The 23606-nt window shown below is 73.1% G+C and carries 26 protein-coding genes; 19 read left to right on the forward strand and 7 right to left on the reverse strand.

Annotated elements, in window-relative coordinates; all coding sequences use genetic code 11:
• Positions 1-27: 27 nt before the first annotated feature.
• The gene (locus AB0M92_RS07390) at positions 28-837 is read left to right on the forward strand and encodes an AfsR/SARP family transcriptional regulator (protein ID WP_366101107.1); all 810 of its coding nucleotides are present in this window, start codon (positions 28-30) and stop codon (positions 835-837) included.
• A gap of 122 nt (positions 838-959) precedes the next feature.
• Here AB0M92_RS07390 and AB0M92_RS07395 read toward each other — a convergent pair whose 3' ends face one another.
• The 3 genes from AB0M92_RS07395 to AB0M92_RS07405 form a co-directional block, all read right to left on the reverse strand.
• Positions 960-1460: a flavin reductase family protein gene (locus AB0M92_RS07395; protein WP_366101108.1), complete on the reverse strand. Its 501-nt coding sequence runs from the start codon at positions 1458-1460 to the stop codon at positions 960-962.
• Between the two features lie 128 nt (positions 1461-1588).
• Positions 1589-2209: an NADH oxidase gene (locus AB0M92_RS07400; protein WP_366101109.1), complete on the reverse strand. Its 621-nt coding sequence runs from the start codon at positions 2207-2209 to the stop codon at positions 1589-1591.
• Between the two features lie 155 nt (positions 2210-2364).
• Complete coding sequence (locus tag AB0M92_RS07405) at positions 2365-3621, reverse strand: MFS transporter (protein WP_366101110.1); 1257 nt, start codon at positions 3619-3621, stop codon at positions 2365-2367.
• A gap of 235 nt (positions 3622-3856) precedes the next feature.
• On the opposite strand from AB0M92_RS07405, the gene AB0M92_RS07410 reads away from it, so the two are divergent.
• A complete protein-coding gene (locus AB0M92_RS07410) occupies positions 3857-5092 on the forward strand; it encodes an acyltransferase (RefSeq protein WP_366101111.1) in 1236 nt (411 codons plus the stop codon).
• Between the two features lie 78 nt (positions 5093-5170).
• Here AB0M92_RS07410 and AB0M92_RS07415 read toward each other — a convergent pair whose 3' ends face one another.
• The 4 genes from AB0M92_RS07415 to AB0M92_RS07430 all read right to left on the reverse strand — a co-directional run bounded on the left by AB0M92_RS07415 (position 5171) and on the right by AB0M92_RS07430 (position 8825).
• Positions 5171-5797 (reverse strand): NAD(P)-binding domain-containing protein, encoded by a 627-nt coding sequence (locus AB0M92_RS07415; protein WP_366101112.1) that lies wholly within the window; start codon positions 5795-5797, stop codon positions 5171-5173.
• A 96-nt stretch (positions 5798-5893) separates the two neighbouring features.
• Positions 5894-6976 carry a beta-ketoacyl-ACP synthase III gene (locus tag AB0M92_RS07420; protein WP_366101113.1) on the reverse strand — a complete coding sequence of 361 codons (1083 nt, stop codon included), beginning with the start codon at positions 6974-6976 and terminating at the stop codon, positions 5894-5896.
• Positions 6977-7146: 170 nt separating this feature from the next.
• A complete protein-coding gene (locus AB0M92_RS07425; protein ID WP_366101115.1) occupies positions 7147-7974 on the reverse strand; it encodes a helix-turn-helix transcriptional regulator in 828 nt (275 codons plus the stop codon).
• 47 nt (positions 7975-8021) lie between these two features.
• Positions 8022-8825 carry an alpha/beta fold hydrolase gene (locus tag AB0M92_RS07430; protein ID WP_366101116.1) on the reverse strand — a complete coding sequence of 268 codons (804 nt, stop codon included), beginning with the start codon at positions 8823-8825 and terminating at the stop codon, positions 8022-8024.
• A gap of 136 nt (positions 8826-8961) precedes the next feature.
• Here AB0M92_RS07430 and AB0M92_RS07435 point away from each other — a divergent pair, with 136 nt between their 5' ends.
• The 17 genes from AB0M92_RS07435 to AB0M92_RS07515 all read left to right on the forward strand — a co-directional run bounded on the left by AB0M92_RS07435 (position 8962) and on the right by AB0M92_RS07515 (position 23558).
• The gene (locus tag AB0M92_RS07435) at positions 8962-9822 is read left to right on the forward strand and encodes a helix-turn-helix transcriptional regulator (RefSeq protein ID WP_366101117.1); all 861 of its coding nucleotides are present in this window, start codon (positions 8962-8964) and stop codon (positions 9820-9822) included.
• A gap of 171 nt (positions 9823-9993) precedes the next feature.
• Positions 9994-10236 (forward strand): acyl carrier protein, encoded by a 243-nt coding sequence (locus AB0M92_RS07440; RefSeq protein WP_366101118.1) that lies wholly within the window; start codon positions 9994-9996, stop codon positions 10234-10236.
• 92 nt (positions 10237-10328) lie between these two features.
• A complete protein-coding gene (locus AB0M92_RS07445; protein ID WP_366101119.1) occupies positions 10329-10949 on the forward strand; it encodes a hypothetical protein in 621 nt (206 codons plus the stop codon).
• Positions 10942-11781, forward strand: a complete 840-nt coding sequence (locus AB0M92_RS07450) for a hypothetical protein (protein WP_366101120.1) — start codon at positions 10942-10944, stop codon at positions 11779-11781. Before AB0M92_RS07445 ends, AB0M92_RS07450 begins: the two co-directional genes overlap by 8 nt.
• A gap of 13 nt (positions 11782-11794) precedes the next feature.
• Positions 11795-12013, forward strand: a complete 219-nt coding sequence (locus AB0M92_RS07455; RefSeq protein ID WP_366101121.1) for a tautomerase family protein — start codon at positions 11795-11797, stop codon at positions 12011-12013.
• Between the two features lie 42 nt (positions 12014-12055).
• On the forward strand, positions 12056-12904 hold the full coding sequence (locus tag AB0M92_RS07460) for an AfsA-related hotdog domain-containing protein (RefSeq protein ID WP_366101122.1): 849 nt from the start codon (positions 12056-12058) through the stop codon (positions 12902-12904).
• Complete coding sequence (locus AB0M92_RS07465) at positions 12901-13683, forward strand: HAD-IB family hydrolase (RefSeq protein ID WP_366101123.1); 783 nt, start codon at positions 12901-12903, stop codon at positions 13681-13683. The genes AB0M92_RS07460 and AB0M92_RS07465 overlap by 4 nt, the downstream gene beginning before the upstream one ends.
• Positions 13680-14309, forward strand: a complete 630-nt coding sequence (locus AB0M92_RS07470; RefSeq protein ID WP_366101124.1) for a hypothetical protein — start codon at positions 13680-13682, stop codon at positions 14307-14309. Before AB0M92_RS07465 ends, AB0M92_RS07470 begins: the two co-directional genes overlap by 4 nt.
• The gene (locus tag AB0M92_RS07475) at positions 14306-16012 is read left to right on the forward strand and encodes a GH3 auxin-responsive promoter family protein (RefSeq protein WP_366101125.1); all 1707 of its coding nucleotides are present in this window, start codon (positions 14306-14308) and stop codon (positions 16010-16012) included. Before AB0M92_RS07470 ends, AB0M92_RS07475 begins: the two co-directional genes overlap by 4 nt.
• 78 nt (positions 16013-16090) lie before the next feature.
• Positions 16091-16945, forward strand: coding sequence for an SAM-dependent methyltransferase (locus AB0M92_RS07480; protein ID WP_366101126.1), 855 nt, complete (start codon positions 16091-16093; stop codon positions 16943-16945).
• A 2-nt stretch (positions 16946-16947) separates the two neighbouring features.
• The gene (locus AB0M92_RS07485; RefSeq protein ID WP_366101127.1) at positions 16948-18444 is read left to right on the forward strand and encodes a hypothetical protein; all 1497 of its coding nucleotides are present in this window, start codon (positions 16948-16950) and stop codon (positions 18442-18444) included.
• Positions 18441-19583: a hypothetical protein gene (locus tag AB0M92_RS07490; protein WP_366101128.1), complete on the forward strand. Its 1143-nt coding sequence runs from the start codon at positions 18441-18443 to the stop codon at positions 19581-19583. The genes AB0M92_RS07485 and AB0M92_RS07490 overlap by 4 nt, the downstream gene beginning before the upstream one ends.
• Positions 19580-20323 carry a DUF6182 family protein gene (locus tag AB0M92_RS07495; RefSeq protein WP_366101129.1) on the forward strand — a complete coding sequence of 248 codons (744 nt, stop codon included), beginning with the start codon at positions 19580-19582 and terminating at the stop codon, positions 20321-20323. The genes AB0M92_RS07490 and AB0M92_RS07495 overlap by 4 nt, the downstream gene beginning before the upstream one ends.
• Position 20324: 1 nt before the next feature.
• Positions 20325-20987: a LysR substrate-binding domain-containing protein gene (locus tag AB0M92_RS07500; protein WP_366101130.1), complete on the forward strand. Its 663-nt coding sequence runs from the start codon at positions 20325-20327 to the stop codon at positions 20985-20987.
• Positions 20984-21784, forward strand: a complete 801-nt coding sequence (locus tag AB0M92_RS07505; RefSeq protein ID WP_366101131.1) for an alpha/beta hydrolase — start codon at positions 20984-20986, stop codon at positions 21782-21784. The genes AB0M92_RS07500 and AB0M92_RS07505 overlap by 4 nt, the downstream gene beginning before the upstream one ends.
• Positions 21778-22650: a methyltransferase domain-containing protein gene (locus AB0M92_RS07510; RefSeq protein ID WP_366101132.1), complete on the forward strand. Its 873-nt coding sequence runs from the start codon at positions 21778-21780 to the stop codon at positions 22648-22650. The genes AB0M92_RS07505 and AB0M92_RS07510 overlap by 7 nt, the downstream gene beginning before the upstream one ends.
• A complete protein-coding gene (locus tag AB0M92_RS07515; RefSeq protein ID WP_366101133.1) occupies positions 22647-23558 on the forward strand; it encodes a carboxymuconolactone decarboxylase family protein in 912 nt (303 codons plus the stop codon). The genes AB0M92_RS07510 and AB0M92_RS07515 overlap by 4 nt, the downstream gene beginning before the upstream one ends.
• The last annotated feature ends 48 nt before the right edge of the window (positions 23559-23606 follow it).

Genomic DNA, 23606 nt, shown 5'->3' on the forward strand with positions numbered 1-23606 from the left:
GCTCAAGTCGGCTGCGATGCTCAATCCATGGAATTCGGAGTTCTCGGACCGCTCGAAGCCCGTATGCACGGCACGTCCATCGCACCGACCGCAGGAAAACCCCGCCAGATCCTCGCGCTGCTCGCCATCCGCGCAGGACGTGTCGTACAAGTGGAAACGCTGATGGCCGAATTGTGGGGCAATGCCATTCCCCGCAGTGCTGCCACCACGCTCCAGACCTACATCCTCCAATTACGCCGGAAACTCACGCAGGCCGGCGTACAGCAGCAATCCGGCCGGAGCGCCAAGGACGTACTGGCGACCTGTTACGGGGGCTACCGGCTCGCTCCCGAGGAGTTCTCCCTCGACCTGTCGACGTTCCAGCAGCTGGTGCGCCTCGGCGGCCGGACGATGGCGGAGAACGACCCCAGGACGGCGTCCGAGCAGCTCGGCCGCGCCCTGGACCTGTGGCGCGGACCGGCCTTGACCGACGTCCCGGTCGGCGAGGTCCTCGGCACGGAGGTCATCGGCATGCAGGAGGAACGCGACTGGGCGCTGGAGATGCGCCTCGAAGCCGACCTCAGCCTCGGCCGGCACGCGGAGATCCTCGGCGAGCTGCGCATGCTCGTGAGCCAACAGCCGCTGCACGAGACCCTGTCCGCCCAGCTGATGACGGCCCTGTACCGGGCCGGGCACCCCTGGCGCGCGCTCGACGCCTTCCAGGTGCTGCGCCACGCGCTCATCAAGGAGCTGGGGGTGGAACCCTCGCCGCGGCTCCAGCGGCTGCACCAGGCCATCCTGGCCAACGACACGGGCCTCCAGGTCCCCTCCGCCACCTTGCATGCGCTCTCCGCCTAGGGGATGCCCCGCGGACCCCGCGAGGCGGCGCCGCCCCACCCACCGTACGAACGACGAAGCTCCTGGCGGACACCGTGTCCGCCAGGAGCTTCGTCGTTCGTCGTTCCACCGGCCGAGGCGGCTCAGTGCTGAACGGCCAGCCGGCGGTCCGGTTCCCACCTGCCGAACTCGCCCCGCTGGTACAGGGCGGCCGCGCCGGCGAAGGTCTCGCTCTCCTCGATCCGCCCGATCAGCAGCAGGTGGTCCCCCGCCTCCACGGTCTCCACGAGCGTGCAGCCGGCGTACGCCACCGCGTCCTCGGTCAGTACGGGAACCCCCGCCAGCCCGCCGCGCCAGGCCACGCCGTCGAACTTGCGCTCCGCCTTCCCGGCGAAGGCCAGGGCCGTGTCCCGGCCCCGGTGGGCCACGAAGTTCATCGCGAACGCCCCGGAGGCGAGGATCGCGGGCAGGGTCCTGGACCCCTTCCCCACGCACAGCAGGAGCAGGGGCGGGGCCGCCGACACGGCGGAGAAGGCGTTGCAGGTGAAGCCGGCCGGTTCGCCGTCCGCGCCGAGCGCGGTGACGATCGCGACAGGGGTCGGAAAGGAACCGAAAACCTTACGGAAGGTGTCCGTGTCCAGCATGGTGTCCACTCCGTCGAGTCAGTCACGGGACGTTCCCGCTGCATGCGCCGCACTATCGGGCAAGTGGCTTGAAACCATCTGGACGGGGGCTCGGCCGGAACCCAAGCCTCCCTTGAGCAGCGGTACCGCTACGCCGGCTCGTCCACGGACGTGACCAGTCCCGCGGCCGCCAGGTAACCGACGATGTCCTCGGTCACCTGCGGCGGCAGCGGGAGGGCGGCCGACACCGCGGTGAGCGTGGTCGGCCACGCGAGCGTCATCGCCACCCACGCCGCCTCCTGCCGGTGCAGGACGACGCGGTGCGGGGAGCGGTCGGACTCCAGGACGCATCCGGTGCCCGACTCGGGCACGGTGAACGCCACGTGCCGGGGCAGGCACACCCGGCGCTCGCCGGCCGGCCGGATCAGGACGAACGAAGCCGCCGACGACAGCGGGACCACGGACAGCAGCGGCCCTTTCAGGTCGTCCACCCCGAGGGTGCGCACCACGAGGTGCGACAGCTTGCTGAGCGCCGGCAGGGTGAAGGGGCACTGGTCCTCGGGCCCGCTCAGGGCATTGGCCAGCAGGACCGGCCCGAGCTCCATCCTCCGCAGGACCTCGCGCACCGCCGGGCTGGGCCGGTCGAGCCGGTCCTCGCCCCAGCGGCTGGTGAGGAGGAGGACGTCACCGCCGGCCCCCTGATCGACGATCACATCCTCGGACAGCGACCAGAGATGGAAGGTCTGGACACCCCCGGTCGTATACCGCATGTTGCACCTCTCTAGCCGGGCGGAGGGTTTCACGAGTATGGCCGCGCGCCCGAGCCTGACGACAGGCCGTGCGCCATACGGCCACCATGAATTCCTCATGCCGCCCCTGAGGGCCCGTCACACGGGCCGCGTCGGGATACGTGGACTCGCGCCGGTCAGGACCCGGTGCGCTGCGGCGCCCCGGCCCCGGCCCGGCCGGAAACGGCCGTCATCAGCATCGCGGCGAGCGCGAAGGCGCCGGCCACGATCATCGCCAGGCGCGGCCCGTTGGAGTCGATGATCAGGCCGCCGATGAACGACCCCACGCCGATGGCCCCGTTGAAGGCGGCGACGTACAGCGAGGAGGCGGCCTCGCTCTCCTCGGGGACCAGACGCATGACCCAGGTCTGCAGGGCGACCGGCAGCGCCGCGTAGAGCACGCCCCAGCACACCAGCATCGTGATGACGAGCGGCCCGCTCGCCCCGCCCGCGTACATCACGCCCATGACGACGGCGAGCAGGCCCGTGCAGCCGATGATGCTCGTGCGCAGGGCCCGTCCGACGACGGCGCCCGCCGCGAAGTTGCCCGCCAGCCCGGCCGCGCCGAACACCAGCAGCAGCGCGCCGACGAGGGAGGGCCGGACGCCGGTGACCTCCTCCAGGAAGGGGGCCACGTACGTGAACGCGAGGAAGTGGCCGCTCATGATCAGCGCGGTGACGCCGACGGCGACGCGCAGCCGGCGGTGGCGCAGTACGTGCTGCAGCGCGGCCAGGCTGCCGCTGCTCTTGGCGGGCAGGGCGGGCATGAACAGCAGGCTCGCCGCCAGGACGAGGAAGCCGAGGAAGCCGACGCACACGAAGGCCGCGTGCCAGCCGGCGGACTGGCCGACGGCGGTGCCGAGCGGGGTGCCGGCGACGGAGGCGAGGGAGATGCCGCCGAGGACCACCGAGGTCGCGCGGACGGCGTGCCGCTCGGGGACCAGCCGTACGGCGATCGAGACGGCGACGGACCAGAACACCCCGTGCGCGAGGGCCACGATGAGGCGGGCGGTCAGCAGCAGCGCGTAGCCGGAGACGGCGGCGGCCATGAAGTTGCCGGCGACGTAGAGGACCATGAGGCCGACCAGCAGCCATTTGCGGTCCACGCGCCCGGTGAGCGCGGTCAGGGGCGCGGCGGTCACGGCGGCGAGCACCGCGAAGCCGGTGACGAGGAAGCCGGCCGAACCGAGCGAGACCTTGGTGCCCTCGGCGATGGAGGGCAGCAGCCCGATGGGCAGGGTCTCCGTGGTGACGAAGGAGAAGACGCCCAGGGCCAGCCCGATCACGGCCAGCCAGGACCGCCAGGGCGAGCCCGGCGGGGCGGCGGCCGCGGGGCCCGGGGAGTCCGTCACCGGGGGCGTCGTACTGCTCTGACTGGTCACGCTGGTGGACATGGCTGCTCCCGGGTCGAGGAATGTGCGCGAAGCGAGAAAGGGCGTCATGCGATGGCGCCGCATTTAAAAGCGGAGGGTTCCGTCGGTGAAATCCTCCCGCTCCCGCACCTGCGGAGGAAGTGCCTTCGACCCCTGGTGGTGGCACCAACCGGATAAGTACGCCCCGGCAATTGGGGCGCGACTCGGGTAGCTTTCCTGGCGTCTTTCCAGATCCCTCTTCCGAAGGAGCAGCATCGTGTCGACGGACAGAATGCGCACCCGGGTGACCCGCCTCGACACGCTGACCGGGTTACGCTTTCCCGCTGCCTTCGTGGTGTTCCTGTACCACGCGGCACTCCTGGGCTTCCTGGGCGTCCCCTGGCTGAGCAGCGCCTCGGCCGTCACCACGTACTACGACGCCGTGGCCCACGCCGGCGCCCTCGGCGTCACGTTCTTCTTCGTGCTCAGCGGCTTCGTACTGACCTGGTCGGCCCGGGACACCGATACCGCGCCGCGCTTCTGGCGGCGGCGCTTCCTCAAGATCGTCCCGAATTACGTCATCGTCTGGGCGCTGGCCATGCTGGTGTTCGCGGCGCCCATCACGGACATGACGATCGGGCTGCTCAACCTGTTCATGGTCCAGGTCTGGTACCCGGACTTCGCGATCAACTTCGGTGTCAATCCGGCCGGTTGGTCCCTGGGGGTGGAGGCGGTCTTCTACCTCCTCTTCCCGGTGCTGCTCCACTGGATCAAGAAGATCCCGGCCCACCGGCTCAACTCATGGGTCGTCGCCGTCGTCGCCGGCATCATCGCGACCCCGCTGCTCTCGACCCTGCTGGTGCCGGCCGGCGCGATGATGGCCACCGAACCCGACACCTCGGTCAACCAGTACTTCTTCTCCTACATCCTGCCGCTGCCCCGGGTGCTGGACTTCGCCCTCGGCATCCTCGTGGCCCGTTCGGTGATGGCGGGCCGCTGGCGCAACATCGGCATGGTCTGGTCGGGCGTCCTGCTCGCGGCCGCCTTCGTCCTCGGCTACTTCACCCCGCCGATCTACTCGACGCGCGCGGTCTGCGTCATCCCGGCCGCGCTGCTCATCGCGGCGGGCGCCATCGCGGACGACGAGGGCCGGTTCACGCCCTTCCGCAACCGCGCGATGGTCTGGCTCGGCGACATCTCCTTCGCCTTCTACCTGGTGCACTACACGGTGATGGTCGCGGTGTGGAAGCTGCTCGGCAGCCACTCGTACTCGAATCCGGCGGCCGTCGGGCTGATGGTCGTGGCCATGGGCGTCGCGATCCTGGTCTCCTGGGCGCTGTACACCCTGGTCGAGCGGCCGATCACCCGGCGCTGGTCGAACCCGAAGGGTGCGAGGAAGTCGAAGGACCCGCAGAAGACGCCGGCGCCGGCCACGCTTGCGGCCGCCATCGAGCCCCTGCCCGTCGGCGCCCTCGGCGCGGGCGAGAAGGTCGGCTCCTCCCCCGTCGCCTGAGCGCCCGTTCCGCGCGCGAGGGGGACCGCCCGCCCCGTCCGGCCCGAGCCGGAGGGGCGGGCGGTCCCGTTTCCCGCGTCAGAGACCGGCCGCGGCCCGCAGCCCCGCCGCAGTGGAGAAGTGGCCGAAGAGCGCCCCGCCGGGATCCAGGGCGGCCGACTCCTTCAGCCCGCCGAGGGGGACCGGTACGAAACCGGCGTCGTGCACCAGGGCTTCCGTTACTTCCCGCGCCCCGGGATCGTCGGACGCGGTGCCCATGCCCCAGAAGTGCGGCTGCCGCGTACCGCGCGACCACAGCAGTTCGTCGGGGAAGTGGCAGAACGCGCGGGCGACGGGGCTGTCGGGGAGCCGCTCGGCGATCCAGCTCCCCTGGGTGACGCCGGGTCCGAGCACCGAGACGAAGAGTCCGTCGTCCGAGACGCCGATCGGGCTGGTCGCGTCGATCACGGTCTTTCCGGCCAGCGCGCCCGCCAGCTGCCGCAGCAGTCCGCCGAGGGCCGGGTGCGGGACGGACAGCAGGACGACCTCGCTCGCCCCGACCGCGTCCGCGTACACCGCGGCCCGCGCCCGCTCGCCCAGCGGTTCCACGAGGGACCCGAGCCGGCCCGGGTCCCTGGAGCCGAACGTCACGCGGTGCCCGGCCGCCGCCCAGTGGCGGCCGAGCGGGCCGCCGATGTTGCCCGCGCCCAGGATGCCGATGTTCATGGAGAACTCCTCGCTTCCGTGTCCGTACGTACGAGTCGGCCGCCGGTCACGGTGACCGGCGGCCGACTCAGGGGGTTGGTCCGGGGGTTCGGCTGTTCAGTACGCGGTGACGTCGGGCCAGACCAGAGCGGTCGAACCCCAGGTCACGCCACCGCCGAAGGCGCTCATCAGCACCCGGTCACCCGGGGCGACCTGACCGCCTGCCACCGCGTCGGCCAGGGCCAGCGGGATGGAGGCGGCCGAGGTGTTGCCGACGCGGTCGAGGTTGACGACCGTACGCTCGCGCGCCATGCCGAGCTGGTCGGCGACGGCGTGCAGGATCCGCACGTTCGCCTGGTGGCCCACGAACCAGTCCACCGAGTCCGCCGCCCAGCCCGCGCGGTCGAGCATGGCCCGGGAGGAGGCCGCCATACGGGTCACGGCGTGCCGGAACACCGACTTGCCCTGCATGGTGAAGTACGCGTCGGCCGGGTCCGGTTCGGGGGCGCCGGCCGCGGCGGCGGCCGAGCGCTGCCGGGAGCCGCCGCCCGGGACGACGATCAGGTCCTTCAGCGAGCCGTCGCTGCCCAGGTCGTACCCGAGCAGCGCGCCGGGCTCGGCGGGGTCGCCGGCCCGCAGCACCACGGCTCCGGCGCCGTCGCCGAAGATCACCGACGTGGTGCGGTCGTCCGGGTTGAGGATCGTCGAGTACGTCTCCGCACCGATGACGAGTACGCGCTCCGCGATGCCCGCGGCGATGGCCCCGGCCGCGGAGGCGAGCCCGTAGACGAAGCCGCTGCACACCGCGGCCACGTCGTACGCCGCCACGCCCCGCAGGCCGAGCCGGGAGGCGACTTCGGGAGCCGTCGCCGGGCACGGGTGGTCCGGGGTGGTCGTGGCCAGCACCACCAGGTCGGCCTCCCCGGAGCCGGCCGACTTCAGCGCCCGCTCGCCCGCCGCCACGGCGAGGTCGCCGGTGGCGGTCCCCGGGTCGGCCCAGTGCCGCCGGGTGATGCCCGTACGGGTGCGGATCCACTCGTCCGAGGTGTCCATGGTCCGGGACAGCTCCTCGTTGGTCACGACGCGGGGCGGGACGTACGTCCCGAGCCCGGTGAGGACCGCCGTCCGGCCGCGGCCCGGCGCACCGGTGGCGCGGCGGGCGTCGGGGGCATCGGTGGCGGCATCGGTCGCATGAGTCAAGGGGGCCTCCATAGTCGCCGGTGCGGGACGCCGCTGCCGGGCACGGTGGAACGGGCCGCTCTCCACACGGGGGCGGGCCACCCGACGATTCTGCGGCGGGGGCCGCAACCCATCCAGACCGTGCCGCCGGTGGTGGTGGGACCACCACCCTGGCGACGGCTCCCCCACGGCTACGACCAGGCCGACACCGGCCCGGCGGCGCCCGGCGGCAGGTACACCAGGAGCCGGGTCCGGGCGGCCTCGTCCAGGTCCATGGTGAAGAGCACGAAGGAGACCCGACCCTCGTGGGGGTGGTCCACCTCGACGGTCACCGGCGCGAACTCCTCGACCTCGTGGCGCTCCCACAGTTCGGCGAAGCGCGGGTCGCGCCCGGCCAGTTCGCCGGCGATCTCCTCGTACCGCGGGTCGTCGGACCCGTACGAGGACTGCAGGCGGAAGCGGGCGGTCATGCGGCGGGCCAGCTGGGGCCGGTTCAGGTACCGCTCACCGTGGGATCCGCTGAAGAGGCTGGTCAGGAAGTTGTCGTTGCCGTCGCGGCCCAGGCGCAGCACCTCGGCGGCCCCTTCGTTGACCGCGAGGACGTCCCAGTACCGGTCGATGACGCAGGAGGGTCCCAACAGCTGCGTGTCGACCATCCGTTGGAACAGCCCGGAATCGGGGAGGCCCTCGGGCGCCGACGGCAGCGGGGGGTTGGCGTCCGCGAGCCGGTACAGGTGCACCCGCTCGCGTTCGTCGAAGCGCAGGGCGCGGCTGATCGCGTCGAGTATCCCGTCCGAGACCTTGATGGGCCGGCCCTGTTCCAGCCAGGCGTACCACGACGCGCTCACTCCGGCGAGGACCGCCACCTCCTCGCGGCGCAGCCCCACCCGGGCGCGCCGGGCGGCCGTCGCCAGCCCGACCTCCTCGGGGGAGAGTGCGGCCCGGCGGCTCCGCAGGAAGTGCGCCAGCTCGGTGCGCTTCTTCTTCGTACGGTCGGTCCCTAACGGCATGGCGTCCATACCGCCCGAAGGTAGGTCACACCACCACGCGGTGTCAGCGGCGGGAATCACACGGTGCGGTTTTCGACCGAGCCGAGGATGCGGCCCAACTCCGCGAAGAACAGGTCCTTGTGCTCCCGGTTGAAGAAGTGGCCTCCGGGGAGGGTGCGGAACGAGAACCGCGCGTTGGTGTGCACGCGCCACGCCTCGGCGTCCGCCGCCGGCACCAGCGGGTCGCGGCGGCCGAGCAGTACGTGGACCGGGCAGGGCAGCGGCCGGTGGCCGGCCTCCGGATGCCGGTAGGTACCGCATATCCGCAGGTCCTCGCGCAGGCGTGCCACGACGGTCCGCATCCGCACGGGGTTCTCGCGCAGCAGTCTTCCGGCTCCACCCAGGCCCAGCATCAGCTCTAGGGAGGCTCGATCCGATAGCCCTACGGTCAGGTCGGGCGCAGCCTGGACGTGCGGCGCGCGGTGGGCCCCGGCCACGAAGGCGGCGGGCGGGCGTCGTCCCGCGGCGATGTGCCGCTGTGCCACGCCGTAGGAGACCAGCGCTCCCATGCTGTGTCCGTAGAAGGCGTAGGGCTCGTCGAGGAAGGGGGTCAGCTGACTTGTCACCTCGCGTACGAGGTCGTCCATCGTGCTGACGGCACCGGGGGCGCCGGCGGCGGGCACCGACCTGGGGGGCATGGACACCGGCACCACCTCCACCCCGCGGCCGAGCCACTGCCCCCAGCCCGAGAAGGACCAGGCGCTGCCGCCCGCGTGATGGAAGCAGAACAGGCGCAGCCGGGTCGATTCGTTCTTCGCCGGGGCGCTCTCCGCCGTACCCGCCGCCGTGGCAGCCGGGATGTTCGCCGATGTGTGGAACATGCCGCCAGTGTGGCGGGGAATTCCGGCAGGAGGGAGTGTCTTTCGAACGGGGTGGTGTCACCACCACCGGTGGGCCTGCCCGGCGGGCGCACTTCTCGCACGTTTTCTTCAGTCGGAAAGAGAAAGAGGTCGAGGAATGCAGACGACTGCATCCCCTCCGGGATCGGGGCTTTTGCGGCGGACGCGGCTGCGGCATTTCCTGCGGGCTCGCAGGGAGCAGATCACGCCGGAGGAAGTCGGTCTGGTGAACGTGGAGCGCAGACGTACGCCGGGGCTGCGGCGCGAGGAGGTCGCGGCTCTGGCCGGGGTCGGGGTGTCCTGGTACACCTGGCTCGAACAGGGGCGGGACATCAACGTCTCCGAGGGCATCGTGAACGCGGTCAGCAACGCACTGCGGCTCGGGGACACGGAGCGGACGTATTTCTACCGGCTGGCCGGCCACAATCCGCCGCAGCCGACGGCGGGCCGCCGGTGGGACAGCGAGTACGCGCGGATGAACGCGCTCGTCGAGGGGTGGTCGCGCAATCCGGCGTACATCACCGACCGGTACGGGCGCATCGAATTGGCCAGCCGCTCGGCCCGCTCCCTGTTCCGCATCGAGGCCCGCGGCGACAACTGCGTGCTGAAGTTCTTCACCGAGCCGTCGACCCGCGAGAAGTACCCGGAGGCGGACGAGGTGGGGCGCGGTCTGGTCGCCCAGTTCCGGGCGCAGTCGGCCCGGTTCCCGGAGGACCGGGAGTTCGGCCGGATCGCCGAGCGGCTGAGCGAGCGCAGCCCGCGCTTCGCCACGCTGTGGGACTGTCACGAGGTGGTCGGCCCGAACCAGAGCCGGCGCAAGATCGCGCTGCCGCAGGCCGGGGTGCGGGTCTTCGACCGCGTGGTGATGAGCGTGCCCGAGAGCCCCGAGTCCTTGCTGACCCTGTATGTGGCCCGGCCCGGGGTGGAATCGGCGGCGCGGCCGCGCGAAGTGGTCGGCGCTCACGCGGAGGCCGCCTGATTCCCATGCCGCTGGTGTTCTCACCACCATGATCAGGAGACACTTCCTCCGCCCGTTCCCGGATCCCATGATGAATCCGTGGGACGCGGAGGGCATTCGATCCGCTGAATTCACCAGCTCCGATCCCGCAACGCGAAAGTCGGCGTTCCAAGTGATTCACGGAGGATTCTCATGGATGTTTCGATCGTCAGCCGGATAGTCGTGGTCCTGGGCGAACTGGACGTGCCGACGGCGGATGTCACGCCGGACACCACGTTCGAGGCGATGGAGATCGACTCTCTGCTGCTGGAAGAACTGGCGCTGCGGTTGCAGAAGACGTTCGGCGTCGAGATCGAGATGGGTGAACTCGTCCCCGAGCAGACCGTGGCGGAGGCGGCCGCGGTGATCGCGTCCAAGGGCGTTCCCGTCTCCTGACGCCCTGCTCCCGCGCACGCTCCCCCTCACATTTCCCGAATTCACGTACTCACGTACTCACGTACTCACGTACTCACCGAAAGGGCACACCCATGTCTTCCACCCTGCTCGTCCTCAACGAAGTCGCCGTGGCCCCGGGCCGGCTGGACCAGGTCCTCGCCGAATGGAACCGGCTGCACCTGAAGGAGCCGGTGGCCGGGCGCGCGCTGTACGTCAGCGTGGACGACGGCAACGTCCTGGAGATCACGCCGGTCAAGGAGCTCTCCGAGCTGGACGGCCTGAACGCGGGCTGGAAGCAGCTCTGGGAGGCCGTGTCGGACGACCTCGTCACCGATTTCCGGCGCCACCTGCTGGAGTTCGTCGAGGCACCGAAGGACACCGCCGACCCGCTGCCGCAGACCCCGTACGTGCAGCTGCGCTACATCGAGGTGAAGCCGAGCGAGTACGCCGCGTACCGCGCATGGCGCGAGAACACCATCTTCGACGTGGTCCGGCGCGCGGACGAGGTGCAGACGTTCCTCGCCTACCACTCGCTGATCAGCTCGCAGCCGGGCGTGATGTTCGTGTCCGGCTTCGAGGTCGAGCCGGCCGCGTACCAGGCCGTCTTCACCTCGCCGGAGTACCAGGAGATCGTCCGCCAGGCGGGCGACCGCTACATCGTGGGCGGCGAGAGCGGTCTGTACACCCGCGTCTACAAGCGCGCCGATGTCTGAGAAGTACGAGCTCTCCCTCACCACCCAGGGTCCGCTGTACCCGCCGAGCGAGGTCATGGACGGCGACGGCAACTTCGTGGTGGTGGGCATGATCAACCGGCCCGCCGCCGACGGCGGGGCCGTGCCCGAGTGGGGCGCGGCCGTGGTCTCGCCGGCCGGCCCGGTTCCCGAGTTCGGCCGCCTCGCCCCCTACGCGGTGGTGCGCGAGCTGGACACCTCCCCCGGCGGGGCGGACCGGGACCTCGTCCTCCACACCCTGCCGCTGCCCCTGCCGTGCAACAACTACCCGATGGTGTTCGCACCGGAGCAGCTGCCGGACGCCGACCGGGTGCGCCGCCCGAGCCACGCCTTCCACGAGGTGCCGATACCGGACCTGCGGGCCGAGGACGGGCCGAAGGTCACCGAGCCGGTGACCTTCGGCCGGTGGCTGGAGGCGAGCGGAACCCTGGAGGTGGCCGTCACCCCCGACGGCCGGTCCGGGACCTTCGACTTCGACTTCTCCCGCCTCGTACCGAACAGCGTCTACACGGTGATGTCGCTGCGCGCCCGCGACCTGGATCCGGCCGGTCCCACCCGGCCGGGCCCGCTCGGGGTGCCGAACGTCTTCACCACGGACGCGGAGGGCTCCGGCCGCTACCACGCCACGATGCCGGACCCGTTCCCGGACCCGGAGCTGCCCGGCGCCAACCGGATCATCAACGTCGTCGTGCTGTGGATGAGCTACCAGCGCAGCTACGGCGGCGCCATCGGGGAGTTCGGCCTCGGCGGGGACATCCACGCCCATCTGAAACTGCGCGGCCCGTCCTTCGGGGACCTGCGCACCACACCCTGAGAGGCCCCCTCCCATGCCGATCATCTCCGTCACCACCTGGGACGGCCAGGACGACGCCCAGAGCCGGGAGCTCATGGAAGAGCTGACCCGGACCGTCCGGAAGGTCACCGGAGCACCCCTGGACAAGATCACGGTCTACATCCGGGAGGTGCCGCGCAACCGCTGGACCGAGGGCGGGGCCCTGGGCAGCGACCCGGAGTTCCCGGTGCTGAGCCGGCGCCTGACCGAATGACGTGACCCCCCACCACCACCCGAACAGGAAAGGTCGAAAGCCATGTCCGTGCCCATGCCCCACGAGCCGTCCCAGGCCACCGATGCCAAGCCCGGCACGCTGTTCCTCGTGGGCGACGTGTTCGCCGAGTTCGCCCACCACGAAGGCGTGTTCACCGTCTCGCAGCTGGCCCGCCTGATCAGGAACGGCACGTTCCCCGAGAGCGCCGCCGGCGGGGCCCGCGTGAGCGTGGGGCAGGGCGTCTCCCTGTTCGACGTGCAGTACGTACGCGACACCCTGGCCCGGCGCGGGCTGACGGACCTGGTCGTCATCGACGACCAGGCGCTGCACACCCGCGCCGGCCGGGAGATCGCCCACAAGCACCGCCCCGAGAACGTGCTGATCTCCGAGCCGCGGCCGGTCGGCGACGACTGGTACGAGGCGGACCTGCTGGTCGACGGCGACAACGAGGTGATGTCCGACCACCTCACCGGACAGCACATGCAGGGGATGCTGGCCACCGAGGCCGGCCGGCAGATGTTCATAGCGGTCGCCGAGCAGTTCTACCTCCCGCCCGAGGCGGTCGGGAGCAGCTACTTCGTCATCGACTCCTTCGCGACCCGGTACCGCAACTTCCTCTTCCCGCTCCCCGCCGTGGTGCGCTGCCGCGTCCTCGCCCACCGCACCCCGCACCGCACCCGGATGACCTTCCACTGCGAACTCTCCGTGAGCCAGGGCGGGTCGGAGACCGCGGGCATGGAGGTCCGCTTCACCGCCTTCGACACCCAGGTCTCGCACGCCAAGGAGACACGGGCGGCGCAGCGTTCCCTCCAGGACGGGGTGGCGCTGGCCTCGGCGGCGGCCGCCGCCGAGGCCGCGAGCCCGGCCCGCGCGGAGGTCCGTACGTCATGACCGACCACCTGCCCGGCTACATGGCCGAGTACGTCCGCGCGTCCCTCTCCGGGACGGACCGGTCCCCGTGCTCGTCCCCGTCCTCGTCCCCGTCCCCGTCCGGTACCGACCGGCCCTACATCGTCTTCAGCGACGTCGACGAGACGCTGATCACCGTCAAGAGCATGTTCGACTTCCTCCACTACCAGCTGGTGCGCCGGCACGGCGCGGCCGGGGAGGAGGAGTACGGGCGGATCGCGGCGGTGATCGGCCGCCGGGCCGCCGACGGCGCCCCCCGCTCCGACATCAACCGCTTCTACTACAGCCACTACGCGGGCGAGTCCGTGGAGGCGATCACCCGGCTGGCGGACGACTGGTTCACCGAACGCACCGCCTCCACCCGGGGCTTCTACATCGACTCCACGCGCCGGGCCCTCGGCGAACACCGGGCGGCCGGGGCGCCCGTGGTCCTGGTCTCCGGCTCCTTCCCGCCGCTCCTGGAACCGCTGGCGCGCGAGATCGGCGCGGAGACGGTGCTGTGCACCCGCCCGCTGACCGAGGACGGCCGCTACACCGGCGAGGTCGCCGCCCCGGTCATCGGCGAGGGCAAGCGCGCCGCGGTCCTCGCCCACCTGGCGGCGCGGCCCGCCGTCGACCCGCGCGACTGCTTCGCGTACGGGGACCACCTCTCCGACCTGCCGATGCTCGAACTCGTGGGCCATCCGGTGGCCGTGGGCGAGGACCCCGAGCTGCGGGCGCACCTGGCGGCCCGCCGCCCCGAGACCACCGCCACGCGATGACCGGGCCCCGGTTCCACGTGCTGCTCGGTCCGGACGGGGCCGGCAAGTCCTCGGTCATGCGACGCCTGGTGTCGAAGCTGCCCGAGTGGCGGATGGTCTCCACGGACAGCGCCTTCGTCGCCCCCGAGCACGCCCTGATCCCCCGGCTGCGCCGGGACGTCCACGAGCACCTGCTGCCGGGGCTCGGGGCCGCCTACTCCGCGGACTTCCTGGCCAGCGTGCTGCAGACCGCCGTGGTCCACCTCAGGGACCAGGTGCGGGAGGCGGATCCGCGCGTGCCGGTGCTGGTGGACTCGTACTACTACAAGATCCTGGCGAAGTGCCGGATGGCCGGGGTCCGGGACCGCGCGATGTACTCCTGGTGGCGTTCCTTCCCGCAGCCGAGCGGGGTGGTCTTCCTCGACGTCTCGCCCGGGTCCGCGTGGCGCCGCAGGGCGGACGGCGCACGGCTCAACCCCCTGGAGTACGACGGGGAGGACGGCAGCTGGGCGGAGTTCGAGCGCTACCAGCGGAACCTGCGCAAGCTGATGCTGGAGGAGGTGCGGGAGGTTCCGGTCACGATGCTGGCGGAGCAGCCCGACGCCGGCCGGTCGGCCGAGGCCGTACGGGAGGTGCTGACCTCGTGAACGCCGATTCCGTCTGGCACACCCCCGGCCACACCGTCCGCTACCGCGAGCGCGTGTTCGCGGCGCGCGAGCGGCTGACCGCCGAGCACGCCGATCTGCGCGGCGCGCAGCAGCGCGTCCTCACCGATCTGGTGGGCTTCAACGCCTCCACCCGCTTCGGCCGCCGGCACGGACTGGGCCGCGTGCTCACCGTGGACGACTTCCGCGAGGCCGTCCCCGTGCGCGACTACGCCGACCACGCCCCCCTCATCGAGCGGACGGCCGCCGGGGAGCGGAACCTGCTGTCGGCCGACGCCCCCGCCGTCTACTTCACCAGCAGCGGCAGCACCGGAGCGCACAAGAAGGTGCCGGTGACCCCGCGCTTCATGCGGACCACCTTCATGCCGTTCTACCTCGCGGCCTGGGCCCCGCTGATCGAGCACTTCCCCGACGTGCTGGAGCGGCCCGACGCCGTCTTCAACCTCAAGCACGACCCGGTGAGCGCCCCGCCCACCACGGGCGACGGCCGGCCCCATGTGGGCGCCAGTCAGGTGGACTTCGGCGCCCGCTTCGGCGAACCCCTCTCGGCCGAACCCGGTACGGGCGCGCCGTGGGCGGCGCTGCCGGTGGCGACCGAGCCCGGCGACCACCTGGAGCGGGCGTACCTGCGGCTGCGGCTGGCGGTGCAGAGCGATCTGCGCGCGCTGATCGGCATCAATCCGGCGATGGTCGCCGCCGTCCCGTACCAGCTCAACCTGTGGTGGCCGCGGATCGTGAAGGAGGTCCGGGACGGCACCCTCGGCGGTCTGCCGCACCGGGCGCCGGACCCCGAGCGCGCCGCCGAGCTCGAACACCTCGCGGAGCACTTCGGCACCGTACGGCCCGCGCAGGTGTGGCCCCGGCTGCGTGCGATCTTCTGCTGGACGACCGGGGTGGCCTCGCTGTACCTGCCCGCGCTGCGCGAGGAGTTCGGCTCCGGCGTCACCGTTCTCCCGGCGCCGGTCGCGGCCTCGGAGGGCCCGGTCGGCGTGGCGCTGGACCGGCACGCCTCGGCCGGCAGCCTCGTCGCCTCGGCTTCGGTGTACGAGTTCGTACCCGCCGATCGGGATCTGGCCCCGGACTCCGCGACGCTGCTGCCGCACGAGCTCGAAGCCGGCCGGGACTACCACGTCATCTTCAGCCACGTGGGCGGGCTGTACCGGTACGCGGTCGGCGACGTGGTCCGCGTCGTGGACGTGTCCGGCGGGGTCCCGCGACTGGAGTACGCGGGCCGCGGCGGGCGCTCCGACGCGGCCGGCGAGCGGCTGCGGGACGCGGAGGTGGTCCGGGCCCTGCACTCGGCCCTGTCCTGCGGCGGTCTGGCCCTGCGCAACGTGGCGTGCCGGGTCGAACCGGCGGCCGGCGCGGCGGCCGGCCCGGCGGAACCCGGGGGTGCGCACTACGTCTTCGCGATCGCCCCTCGCACCCCCTGGCACGAGGCCGAGACCGTACGTTTCACCGCCGCCCTGGACCGCTGCCTCGCGGAGCAGTCCGCCGGGTACGCGGGGGCCCGGTCGGCCGGCCGGCTGGGGGCGCCCGCCGTACGCCTGCTGGACGCGCAGGCGTTCGACCGCGACTGGCACGAGGCGGTCGGCGCGGGCGTCCGTCCGACCCAGGTCAAGGACCGCCTCTTCCGGCAGGACGACGCCCTCTGGGAGCGCCTGACCCGGGCCCCGCTCGCCTGACCCCGCCCCGCGGCCGCCACCCGCCCCCGCCCCTCGCGTCGGCCGTCCGGCATCCGCACCCCCGTACAAGGAGCCACCATGCCCGTGCTCGATCCCGTCGAACGGACCGCCCTGCTCACCGCCGCCCTGCGCGCGGCCGAGACCCGCCGCGAGGACCGGCTGTACGAGGACCCGTACGCCGCCGGACTCGTCGGCGAGGTCGGTCCGGAGCTGCTCGCCGAGATCCGGGCGGCGACGTTCCCGCCCGACCGGCCGCGGACCCTGCCCAGCACCCCCGACTACAACGCCATCCGCACCCGCTTCTTCGACGACCTGCTCCAGGAGGCGGCCCAGGACCCGGCCACGACCCAGCTCGTGCTGGCCCCGGCCGGCATGGACTCGCGCGCCTACCGGCTCCCGTGGCCCGGGCACATCCGGTACTTCGAGGTCGACCGCCCCGCGGTGCTCGACTTCAAGGCCGAGCGGCTGGGGGCGGCGGAGCCCCGGGTCGACCACCGTACGGTCGCCGTCGACCTCACCGCCGACGACTGGGAGGAACGCCTCGTCGCGTCCGGCTACGACCCCGCCGTTCCCTCGGCGTGGCTGCTGGAGGGGCTGCTCTACTACGTCCCCGAGGCCGACGCGCACCGGATGCTGGAGCGGGTCGCCGCCATCTGCGCGCCCGGCAGCCGGATCGCCGCCGACATCGTCAACAGCGCCGCCCTGACCCTGCCCCACATGCGCGGTCTGCTGGACGTGTTCGCGGGCTGGGGGTGCCCGTGGGTGTTCGGCACCGACGAGCCGGAAGCGCTGTTCGAGCGGTACGGGTTCGACGTGCGGGCCGTCCAGCCGGGCGAGCCGGGCGCCGACTTCGGGCGGTGGCCGGACCCGGTGCCGCCGCGCGGGGTGAAGGACGTGCGGCGGGTGTTCTTCGTGCACGGCCGGCGTCGCTGACCATGGCGAGCACCGTGATCGCGGGAGGCGGCACCGCCGGCCTCGCCCTGGCCCTGGCGCTCGGCGCGCGCGGCCACCGGGTGCGGGTCCTGGAGCGGAGCGGACCGCCGCCGCAGGGGCCCCTCGTCAAGAGCGCCGAGCTGTGGGAGCGGCCGGGCGTGCCCCAGGCCGGCCACGACCACATCCTGAACGCGCTCGGCGTCCGCACGCTGCGCACCCACGCACCGGCCGTGCTCGACGCGGCGCTGGCGGAGGGGGCCCGGCTCGCCGACCTCACCGCCGCGGCGCCGCCGGGTCCCGCGGAGCCGGGCGACGAGGACCTCGTCACGCTGCTCGTCCGCCGGTCCGTCCTGGACCTCGTACTGCACCGGGCCGCCTCGGCCCTGCCCTCCGTGACGGTCAGCCACCGCACCACGGTCGCGGGCGTGCTGACCGCTCCGACGGGCCTGCGCGGGGCGGGCGTGCGCGTGACGGGCGTCGTCACGGACGGGGGCGGGCGGATCCCCGCCGCACTGGTGGTGGACGCCTCCGGCCGCCGGGCGGCGTCCCGGTCCTGGCTGGCCGCGGCGGGCGTACCGGCGGCGGCCGATCCGACCGGCCCCAGCCGGCTGCACGCCTTCGGCCGCTTCTACCGGCTGCGCGACCCCTACGGGCCGCCTCCGGGCCCGCTCAACCGTGCCAACGCGGCCGGCGGAATCTGGGACCACTACTCCGCCGTGCTGCACCCGGCGGACAACGAGACCTTCGCCATCACCTTCGGCGCCCTGCCCGGCGACCGCGCCATGGCCGCCCTGCGCACGCCCGCCGCCTTCACCGCCGCCTGCCGCCTCTCCCCGTACCTGGCCCCCTGGGTCGACGGGGGCGCCGCGCAGCCGCTCGGCCCGGTCCGGGCCGTCGCCATGCCGGCGAACGTCCTGCGCGGCGCCGGGCCCGGCGGGCAGCGTCCGGTGGCCGGGCTGCTGCGGGCCGGGGACGCGGCCTGCGTCACCGATCCGATGTTCGGCCGCGGTCTGTCCCTCGCCCTCGCGCACGCCTTCCGGCTCGCGGACCTGATCGGCGAACACGGCGCGCCGGACGAGCGGTTGGGCCTGGCGGCCGCGGACCTCGCCGACCGCCTGCTGCGCCCCTGGTACGAGCTGGGGGTCCACGACTCCCGGTCACGGACCGAACGGTGGCGGGCGGCCGCCGGGGCGCCGCCGGTGCCCGGGTCCGGCCCGCCCCCACCGCCGGTGTCCGGCCCGCTCCGGACCGCCGCGCTCGCGACGGCGGCCACCGACCGCGCCGTATGGCGGGGGATCACCCGGATCGGGGCGAGCCTCGCCACCCCCTGCGAGGTCTTCGCCGAACCGGGGTTCCTGGCCCGCGTACGGGCGGCCTCGCCGGACACCTCGTCGGACACCGCGCCGGACACCCCCGTGCCCGGCGGCCCCCGCCCGCCCTCGTACGCCGCACTCCGTCGGGCGATCGCCGCCCACGCCCCGGACCGGAAGGAAGGATGAACGTGCCGACCCGCAAGAACGTCCTCCTGGCACCGGTCACGGTCACCCCCACCAAACCGCTGACCCCCAGCCACCTCAAGGGCCTGCTGTGGACGGACGTGATGTTCCGGGCCACCGCCCCGCTCGCCGCGGTGGACTACCGCTACAGCCACACCACCTACCACGTCACCGAACAGACCGTCGGCTTCTGGGAGTACCTCGACCGCACGCACGGCGAGACGGACTACGCGCAGCTCTCCGAGGAGGAGATCGGCGAGCTGTACGTCCGCCACCGCTCCGAGGAGCCGCGCCAGGGCGCCGGCGTCCTGCGCCCCTACCGGGACGCCGTCGAGCACGACGGCTGGGTGCATCCGGCGAGCGAGCGGATGCTGCGGCTGTGGGCCGGGCACTACGAACGGCTCGGCATGCACGATCCCGGCCTGCGCGAACACCAGCCGCCCGGGCTCGCACTGGAGGAGATGCTCGAACGGCTCGCCGCCGCGGGCATGGTCCTCGACCAGCGGCACTGCGGGGGCCCCGTCTACCTGGACCTGACCCGCCACGGAATGCCGCTGCGCCGCATCGTCACGGCCGACGGCCGCCCCAACTACCTGGCCTGCGCCCTGCGCGAGCTGCTGCCGCTGGTGCCCTGGTACGACGAGGTGGTGCTGCTGTACGACCGCGAACTCGACGCGGACTACCGGCTGCTGCACCGGGTTCTGACCAGCCTCGGGCCGCCGGTGTGCCGGGTGCCCATCGGCCGGGTGCCCATCGAGGGCAAGATCACCTCGGCCCGGCACGGAGGCTGGCGCGGCCACACGGCCGGCGCGCTGCTGCGGGCCTCGGCCGAGGTCTGCGAGGGCGCGGACGGCCACGGCGACGACGCGCTGCGGCTCGGCATGCGGCTGTACTTCATCGCGACCCTCGGCCCGGGCCAGCAGCAGTCCTTCCGCCACGACCTCCTGCGCCACTGCCTGAACGTGGCCGCCCGGCTGCTCATGCGCTCCGGGTCCGCGACCGCCGCGGGCGATCTGCCCGAGGCGCTGGAGCGGCACCGGCGCGGCCATGCGTACGTCGACCCCTACCGGCTGGCCTGCTCCCTCCTCGGCAAGGGCCGCCCCGCTCCCGATCCCGAACTCCTGTCGGCGGTGTTCCTGTGAGTGCCTTCCCCCTGTCCTCCGCGGCCCTGCTCAAGTCGGCCGCCGACCGCGTCCGCTCCGCCCGGCCGGAGCTCGCCGACGGGCTCGACCTCTCCAGTGCGCAGGCGCTGCGCGCCGTCCGGGCCGGGCTCCACGGCGCCCGTACCGCCCCGGCCGACGAGGTGCTGGCCGTGGTCGTCATCGGCCGGCTCGACCTGCCCGGGTGGGTGCGCGAGACCTGTGCCTTCGCCCTCGGGCTCGGCCCCGGCCAACGGGAGGCGTGGCGGCGCTCGTTCACCCGTACCGTCTACCTGGCCGGCAGCCCGTCCAACCTGCGCGAGCGGTTCGCCTTCGACCACATCGCGGGCGACGCCTCGGTGGCCTGGGCGGGGCCCGCGCCCGGCGCGCGGACGGCCACGCTGCGCCGGCTGCTCAAGGCCTTCGAGGCCGCGCACGAGCTGACCGCGCAGCGGTCGGCCACCGTGACCGTGCCCGGCTGCCCGGGCACGCGTACGCCGGTGCGCCGCGAGCTGTACGTCGCCACCGCCAGGGTGTCGGTCACCGGGGCGCTCGTGCACCTCAACCACCTGCTCGCGGAGGCCGTCCTGGACGGGCTGATCGGCCCCGGGGACCGCTTGACGCTGCGGTTCGTACCGCGTCTGACCGGCCTGGGCGCCCGCCTCGCCATGTTGCGCGTCGACACCGATGTCCACCGCCCGGAGGAACTCCAGGCCTGTGCCGGACTGACCACGGAGGTCTGAAATGCCCGCCCCCGCCCCCACCCTCACCACCGCCCCCCTCACCACCGCCACCGCCACGCGCCCCGTCCGCCTGGGCGTCCACGGGTCCACGCACCTGGCCTCCCGCCTCGTCGCGGCCGCCGGCCACGCCCCGGAGTCCGTGGAGTACGTCCCGTACGAGGTCACCGAGCCGTTCGCCCCGCTGCGGGCCAAGGCCGCGGACATCATGATCGTCAAGTACGACCCGCTGGAGCCGGACCTGGCCGTGAGCCGCCCGGTCGGCTTCGACGGGCGGGCCGTCCTCGTCGGGGCCCACCACCCGCTGGCCGGGCGCGCCTCGGTGTCGGTCGAGGAGGTCGCGGAGTACGGGGGCTTCCGGTGCCCCGGGACCTTCCCGGCGCGCGTCTGGAACCTGGTGGTGCCGCCCCGGACCCCGCTGGGCCGGCCGATCCGCCGGATCCACGCCATGACCACGCTGAGCGCGATGGCGGAGCTGCTGCGGAGCACGTACGCGATCCACCTCTCCTTCCGGTCCCTGGACGCGGTGGTCCCGCCGGACATCAGGGTCGTCCCGGTGCACGACCTGCCGCCTTCCCCGGTCGCCTTCGCCTGGCTGCGGGACACCGAACCGGCCGAGCACGTACGGCGGTTCGTCGCGGACGCGCAGCGGGCGGCGCTGCGATGAGCCTGCCCGTGGTCCTGCTGCACGCCCTGCCCCTCGACTCCTCCATGTGGGAGGGGACGGCCGGGGCCCTGCGCGCCCGGGGGCGGCAGGTCCTCGCCCCCGACCTGTGCGGTTTCGGTTCCGCGCCGCTCCCCCAGGGCTCGCCCTCGCTCGACCTCGTGGCCGACGGCCTGGCCCGCGAGCTCGACCGGCGGGGCGCCGGCGAAGTCGCCCTCGCCGGCTGCTCCATGGGCGGCTACGTGGCGATGGCCTTCCTGCGCCGCCACCCGGACCGCGTCCGCGCGCTGGCCCTGCTGGCGGCCAGGAGTACGGCCGACGGCGCGGAGGCGGCCGCAGGGCGCCTGCGCTTCGCCGAGGCGGTCCTCGACGACTCGGCGCGCCCCGCTCTCGTCGCCGCGACCACCCCCTCCCTGCTGGGCGCCACCACGAGGGCCCGGCGGCCGCACCTGCCCGCACGGGTCACCGACCTGGCGCTGGCGGCCCGGCCGCGCTCGGTCGCCTGGGCGCAGCGGGCCATCGCGGCCCGTACGGACTCCACGGCCGCCCTGCGGGCGGCGGAGGTCCCCGCGGTGGTGGTCATCGGTGCCGAGGACGGGCTCGTCTCCCTCGACGAGGCCTGCGCGACGGCCAAAGCGCTGAAGCGCGGCCGGCTGATCGTCCTTCCCGGAGTCGGCCACCTCGCTCCCCTGGAGGCACCGGAGGCGACGGCGGAGATCCTCTCGGACCTGCTCGCGCAGGCGCCGGCCACGGCCGCTGAGGCCGCCGTACGGGCAGGGGCGGAGGCGGCGGCATGCTGACGGCCGGCCACGCGGGGTGGGGGTACACGACCTCCACCGGACTGCCGTTCACCCACGAGGAGATCGTCGACCCGCACTTCGAGGCCTGCGCCGACCACTACCTGGACGCGCTGGACGGGGTCGGCATCCAGCCCGGCTGGCACGTACTGGACGCGGGCTGCGGCAGCGGCGCGTTCCTGCCCCGGATCGCCGAACTCGTCGGCCCCTCGGGCCGGATCTCGGCCGTCGACCTGGCCGCGGAGAACGTGGAGCGCGCCGCCGGGCGGCTGCGGGACCGGCCGGACGCCCCGCCGCTGGTGGTGCGGCGGGCCGGCCTGCTCGACCTGCCGTACGCGGACGGCATGTTCGACGCCGTCTGGTGCGCGAACACGACGCAGTACCTGGACGACGCGGAGCTGGCGGGAGCGCTGGCGGAGCTGCGCCGGGTCACCCGGCCCGGCGGGCTCGTCGCGGTCAAGGACGTGGACGGTTCGCTGAGCACGGTCCGCCCGGCGGACCCGTTCCTGATCACCGATTTCCTCCGGGCGTCCGCCGCCGTCCCCGGTTACGCCCGCCAACTGCTCCGCGGCCGTGACCTGTACCGATGGCTGCGGGCGGCCGGTCTCACGGCCGTACGGCAGCGCACGGTCCTCATGGAGCACCACGCTCCGCTCACCCCGGCCGCCCTGCGGTTCTACGGAAACGCGTGCGCGCGCTTCGCCCGGCAGGCGAGGGACGAGGGGGTTCCGGGGAACTGGGGCCCCTTCCTCGACCCCGACGATCCGGCCGGCCCGCTGCGCGACCCGGACGGCTACGTCAGCGAGGGCAACGTCATCGCGATCGGCACGGTGCCGTTCGCATCGATGGATGGAGACGAGACACCATGAACGACGCACGCAGCACCGCCGAGATGACCCGCCGCGCCACCCTCACCGGGGGCGCCCTCGTCGGCATCGGCCTGGCCGAGGGCCTGCTGGGTCCCGCACCGGTGGCGGCCGCGGCCACCTCCGGCCACGGCTCGCGCTACGAGCGCGGGCTGGCCGTCCTGCACGAGACCTCGGGCGACCGCGGGGCGGCCGTGATCGAGTCCCTGCGGGACATCGCCCCGGACCTCGGCCGCTTCGTCGTCGAGTTCGCGTACGGGGACGTCTACTCCCGCGCGGGACTCGATCTGCGCGAGCGGGAGCTGTCCACGGTCGCTGCGCTCGCGGCCCAGGGGGACTGCGCCCCGCAGCTGGAGTTCCACATCGACGCGGCACTGCACGTCGGCGTGCGGCCGCAGGAGGTCATCGAGGCCCTGATCCACATCGTCCCGTTCACGGGGTTCCCGCGGGCGCTCAACGCGGTCGGCGTCGCGAGGAAGGTCTTCGCCGACCGGGGCGTCACCTTCGACCCTCCGGTCATGAAGGACGCGCGCGACCGCTACCTGCGCGGGACCGAGAAGCTGGTGGAGATCGACGGGCACCACGGACTGGAGGTCATCGAGTCGCTGGGGGACATCGCCCCGGACCTCGGCCGGTTCATCGTCGAGTTCACCTTCGGCGACGTCTACCACCGGCCGTGGCTGTCGCCGCGGCGCCGCCAGCTCGTCACGGTCGCCGCCCTGACGGCCTTCGGCGACACCGCTCCCCAGCTGCGCGTGCACATCGGGGCCGCCCTGAACGTCGGCCTGAGCCCGGCTCAGGTCGTGGAGACGCTGATCCACGTGGTGCCGTACGCCGGATTCCCGCGGGTGCTGAACGCGATCGGCGTGGCCAGGGAGGTGTTCGAGCAGCGGAACGTCCGCGCGCACTGAGGCGGGACGCCGGCACGGGAACGGCACTACGGCACTACGGCACTACGG

This window comes from Streptomyces sp. NPDC051582, assembly GCF_040681715.1.
GTDB lineage: Bacteria > Actinomycetota > Actinomycetes > Streptomycetales > Streptomycetaceae > Streptomyces.

What these genes read in the sequence shown, in the direction of transcription:
- AB0M92_RS07390 (WP_366101107.1), top strand. Translation starts at nt 28, where the DNA reads ATGGAATTCGGAGTTCTCGGACCGCTCGAAGCCCGTATGCACGGCACG.
- AB0M92_RS07480 (WP_366101126.1), top strand. Translation starts at nt 16,091, where the DNA reads ATGCCCGTGCTCGATCCCGTCGAACGGACCGCCCTGCTCACCGCCGCC.
- AB0M92_RS07465 (WP_366101123.1), top strand. Translation starts at nt 12,901, where the DNA reads ATGACCGACCACCTGCCCGGCTACATGGCCGAGTACGTCCGCGCGTCC.
- AB0M92_RS07430 (WP_366101116.1), bottom strand. Translation starts at nt 8,825, where the DNA reads ATGTTCCACACATCGGCGAACATCCCGGCTGCCACGGCGGCGGGTACG.
- AB0M92_RS07470 (WP_366101124.1), top strand. Translation starts at nt 13,680, where the DNA reads ATGACCGGGCCCCGGTTCCACGTGCTGCTCGGTCCGGACGGGGCCGGC.
- AB0M92_RS07425 (WP_366101115.1), bottom strand. Translation starts at nt 7,974, where the DNA reads ATGGACGCCATGCCGTTAGGGACCGACCGTACGAAGAAGAAGCGCACC.
- AB0M92_RS07445 (WP_366101119.1), top strand. Translation starts at nt 10,329, where the DNA reads ATGTCTTCCACCCTGCTCGTCCTCAACGAAGTCGCCGTGGCCCCGGGC.
- AB0M92_RS07455 (WP_366101121.1), top strand. Translation starts at nt 11,795, where the DNA reads ATGCCGATCATCTCCGTCACCACCTGGGACGGCCAGGACGACGCCCAG.
- AB0M92_RS07505 (WP_366101131.1), top strand. Translation starts at nt 20,984, where the DNA reads ATGAGCCTGCCCGTGGTCCTGCTGCACGCCCTGCCCCTCGACTCCTCC.
- AB0M92_RS07450 (WP_366101120.1), top strand. Translation starts at nt 10,942, where the DNA reads ATGTCTGAGAAGTACGAGCTCTCCCTCACCACCCAGGGTCCGCTGTAC.
- AB0M92_RS07490 (WP_366101128.1), top strand. Translation starts at nt 18,441, where the DNA reads ATGAACGTGCCGACCCGCAAGAACGTCCTCCTGGCACCGGTCACGGTC.
- AB0M92_RS07415 (WP_366101112.1), bottom strand. Translation starts at nt 5,797, where the DNA reads ATGAACATCGGCATCCTGGGCGCGGGCAACATCGGCGGCCCGCTCGGC.
- AB0M92_RS07435 (WP_366101117.1), top strand. Translation starts at nt 8,962, where the DNA reads ATGCAGACGACTGCATCCCCTCCGGGATCGGGGCTTTTGCGGCGGACG.
- AB0M92_RS07485 (WP_366101127.1), top strand. Translation starts at nt 16,948, where the DNA reads ATGGCGAGCACCGTGATCGCGGGAGGCGGCACCGCCGGCCTCGCCCTG.
- AB0M92_RS07510 (WP_366101132.1), top strand. Translation starts at nt 21,778, where the DNA reads ATGCTGACGGCCGGCCACGCGGGGTGGGGGTACACGACCTCCACCGGA.
- AB0M92_RS07515 (WP_366101133.1), top strand. Translation starts at nt 22,647, where the DNA reads ATGAACGACGCACGCAGCACCGCCGAGATGACCCGCCGCGCCACCCTC.
- AB0M92_RS07460 (WP_366101122.1), top strand. Translation starts at nt 12,056, where the DNA reads ATGTCCGTGCCCATGCCCCACGAGCCGTCCCAGGCCACCGATGCCAAG.
- AB0M92_RS07405 (WP_366101110.1), bottom strand. Translation starts at nt 3,621, where the DNA reads ATGTCCACCAGCGTGACCAGTCAGAGCAGTACGACGCCCCCGGTGACG.
- AB0M92_RS07400 (WP_366101109.1), bottom strand. Translation starts at nt 2,209, where the DNA reads ATGCGGTATACGACCGGGGGTGTCCAGACCTTCCATCTCTGGTCGCTG.
- AB0M92_RS07395 (WP_366101108.1), bottom strand. Translation starts at nt 1,460, where the DNA reads ATGCTGGACACGGACACCTTCCGTAAGGTTTTCGGTTCCTTTCCGACC.
- AB0M92_RS07500 (WP_366101130.1), top strand. Translation starts at nt 20,325, where the DNA reads ATGCCCGCCCCCGCCCCCACCCTCACCACCGCCCCCCTCACCACCGCC.
- AB0M92_RS07440 (WP_366101118.1), top strand. Translation starts at nt 9,994, where the DNA reads ATGGATGTTTCGATCGTCAGCCGGATAGTCGTGGTCCTGGGCGAACTG.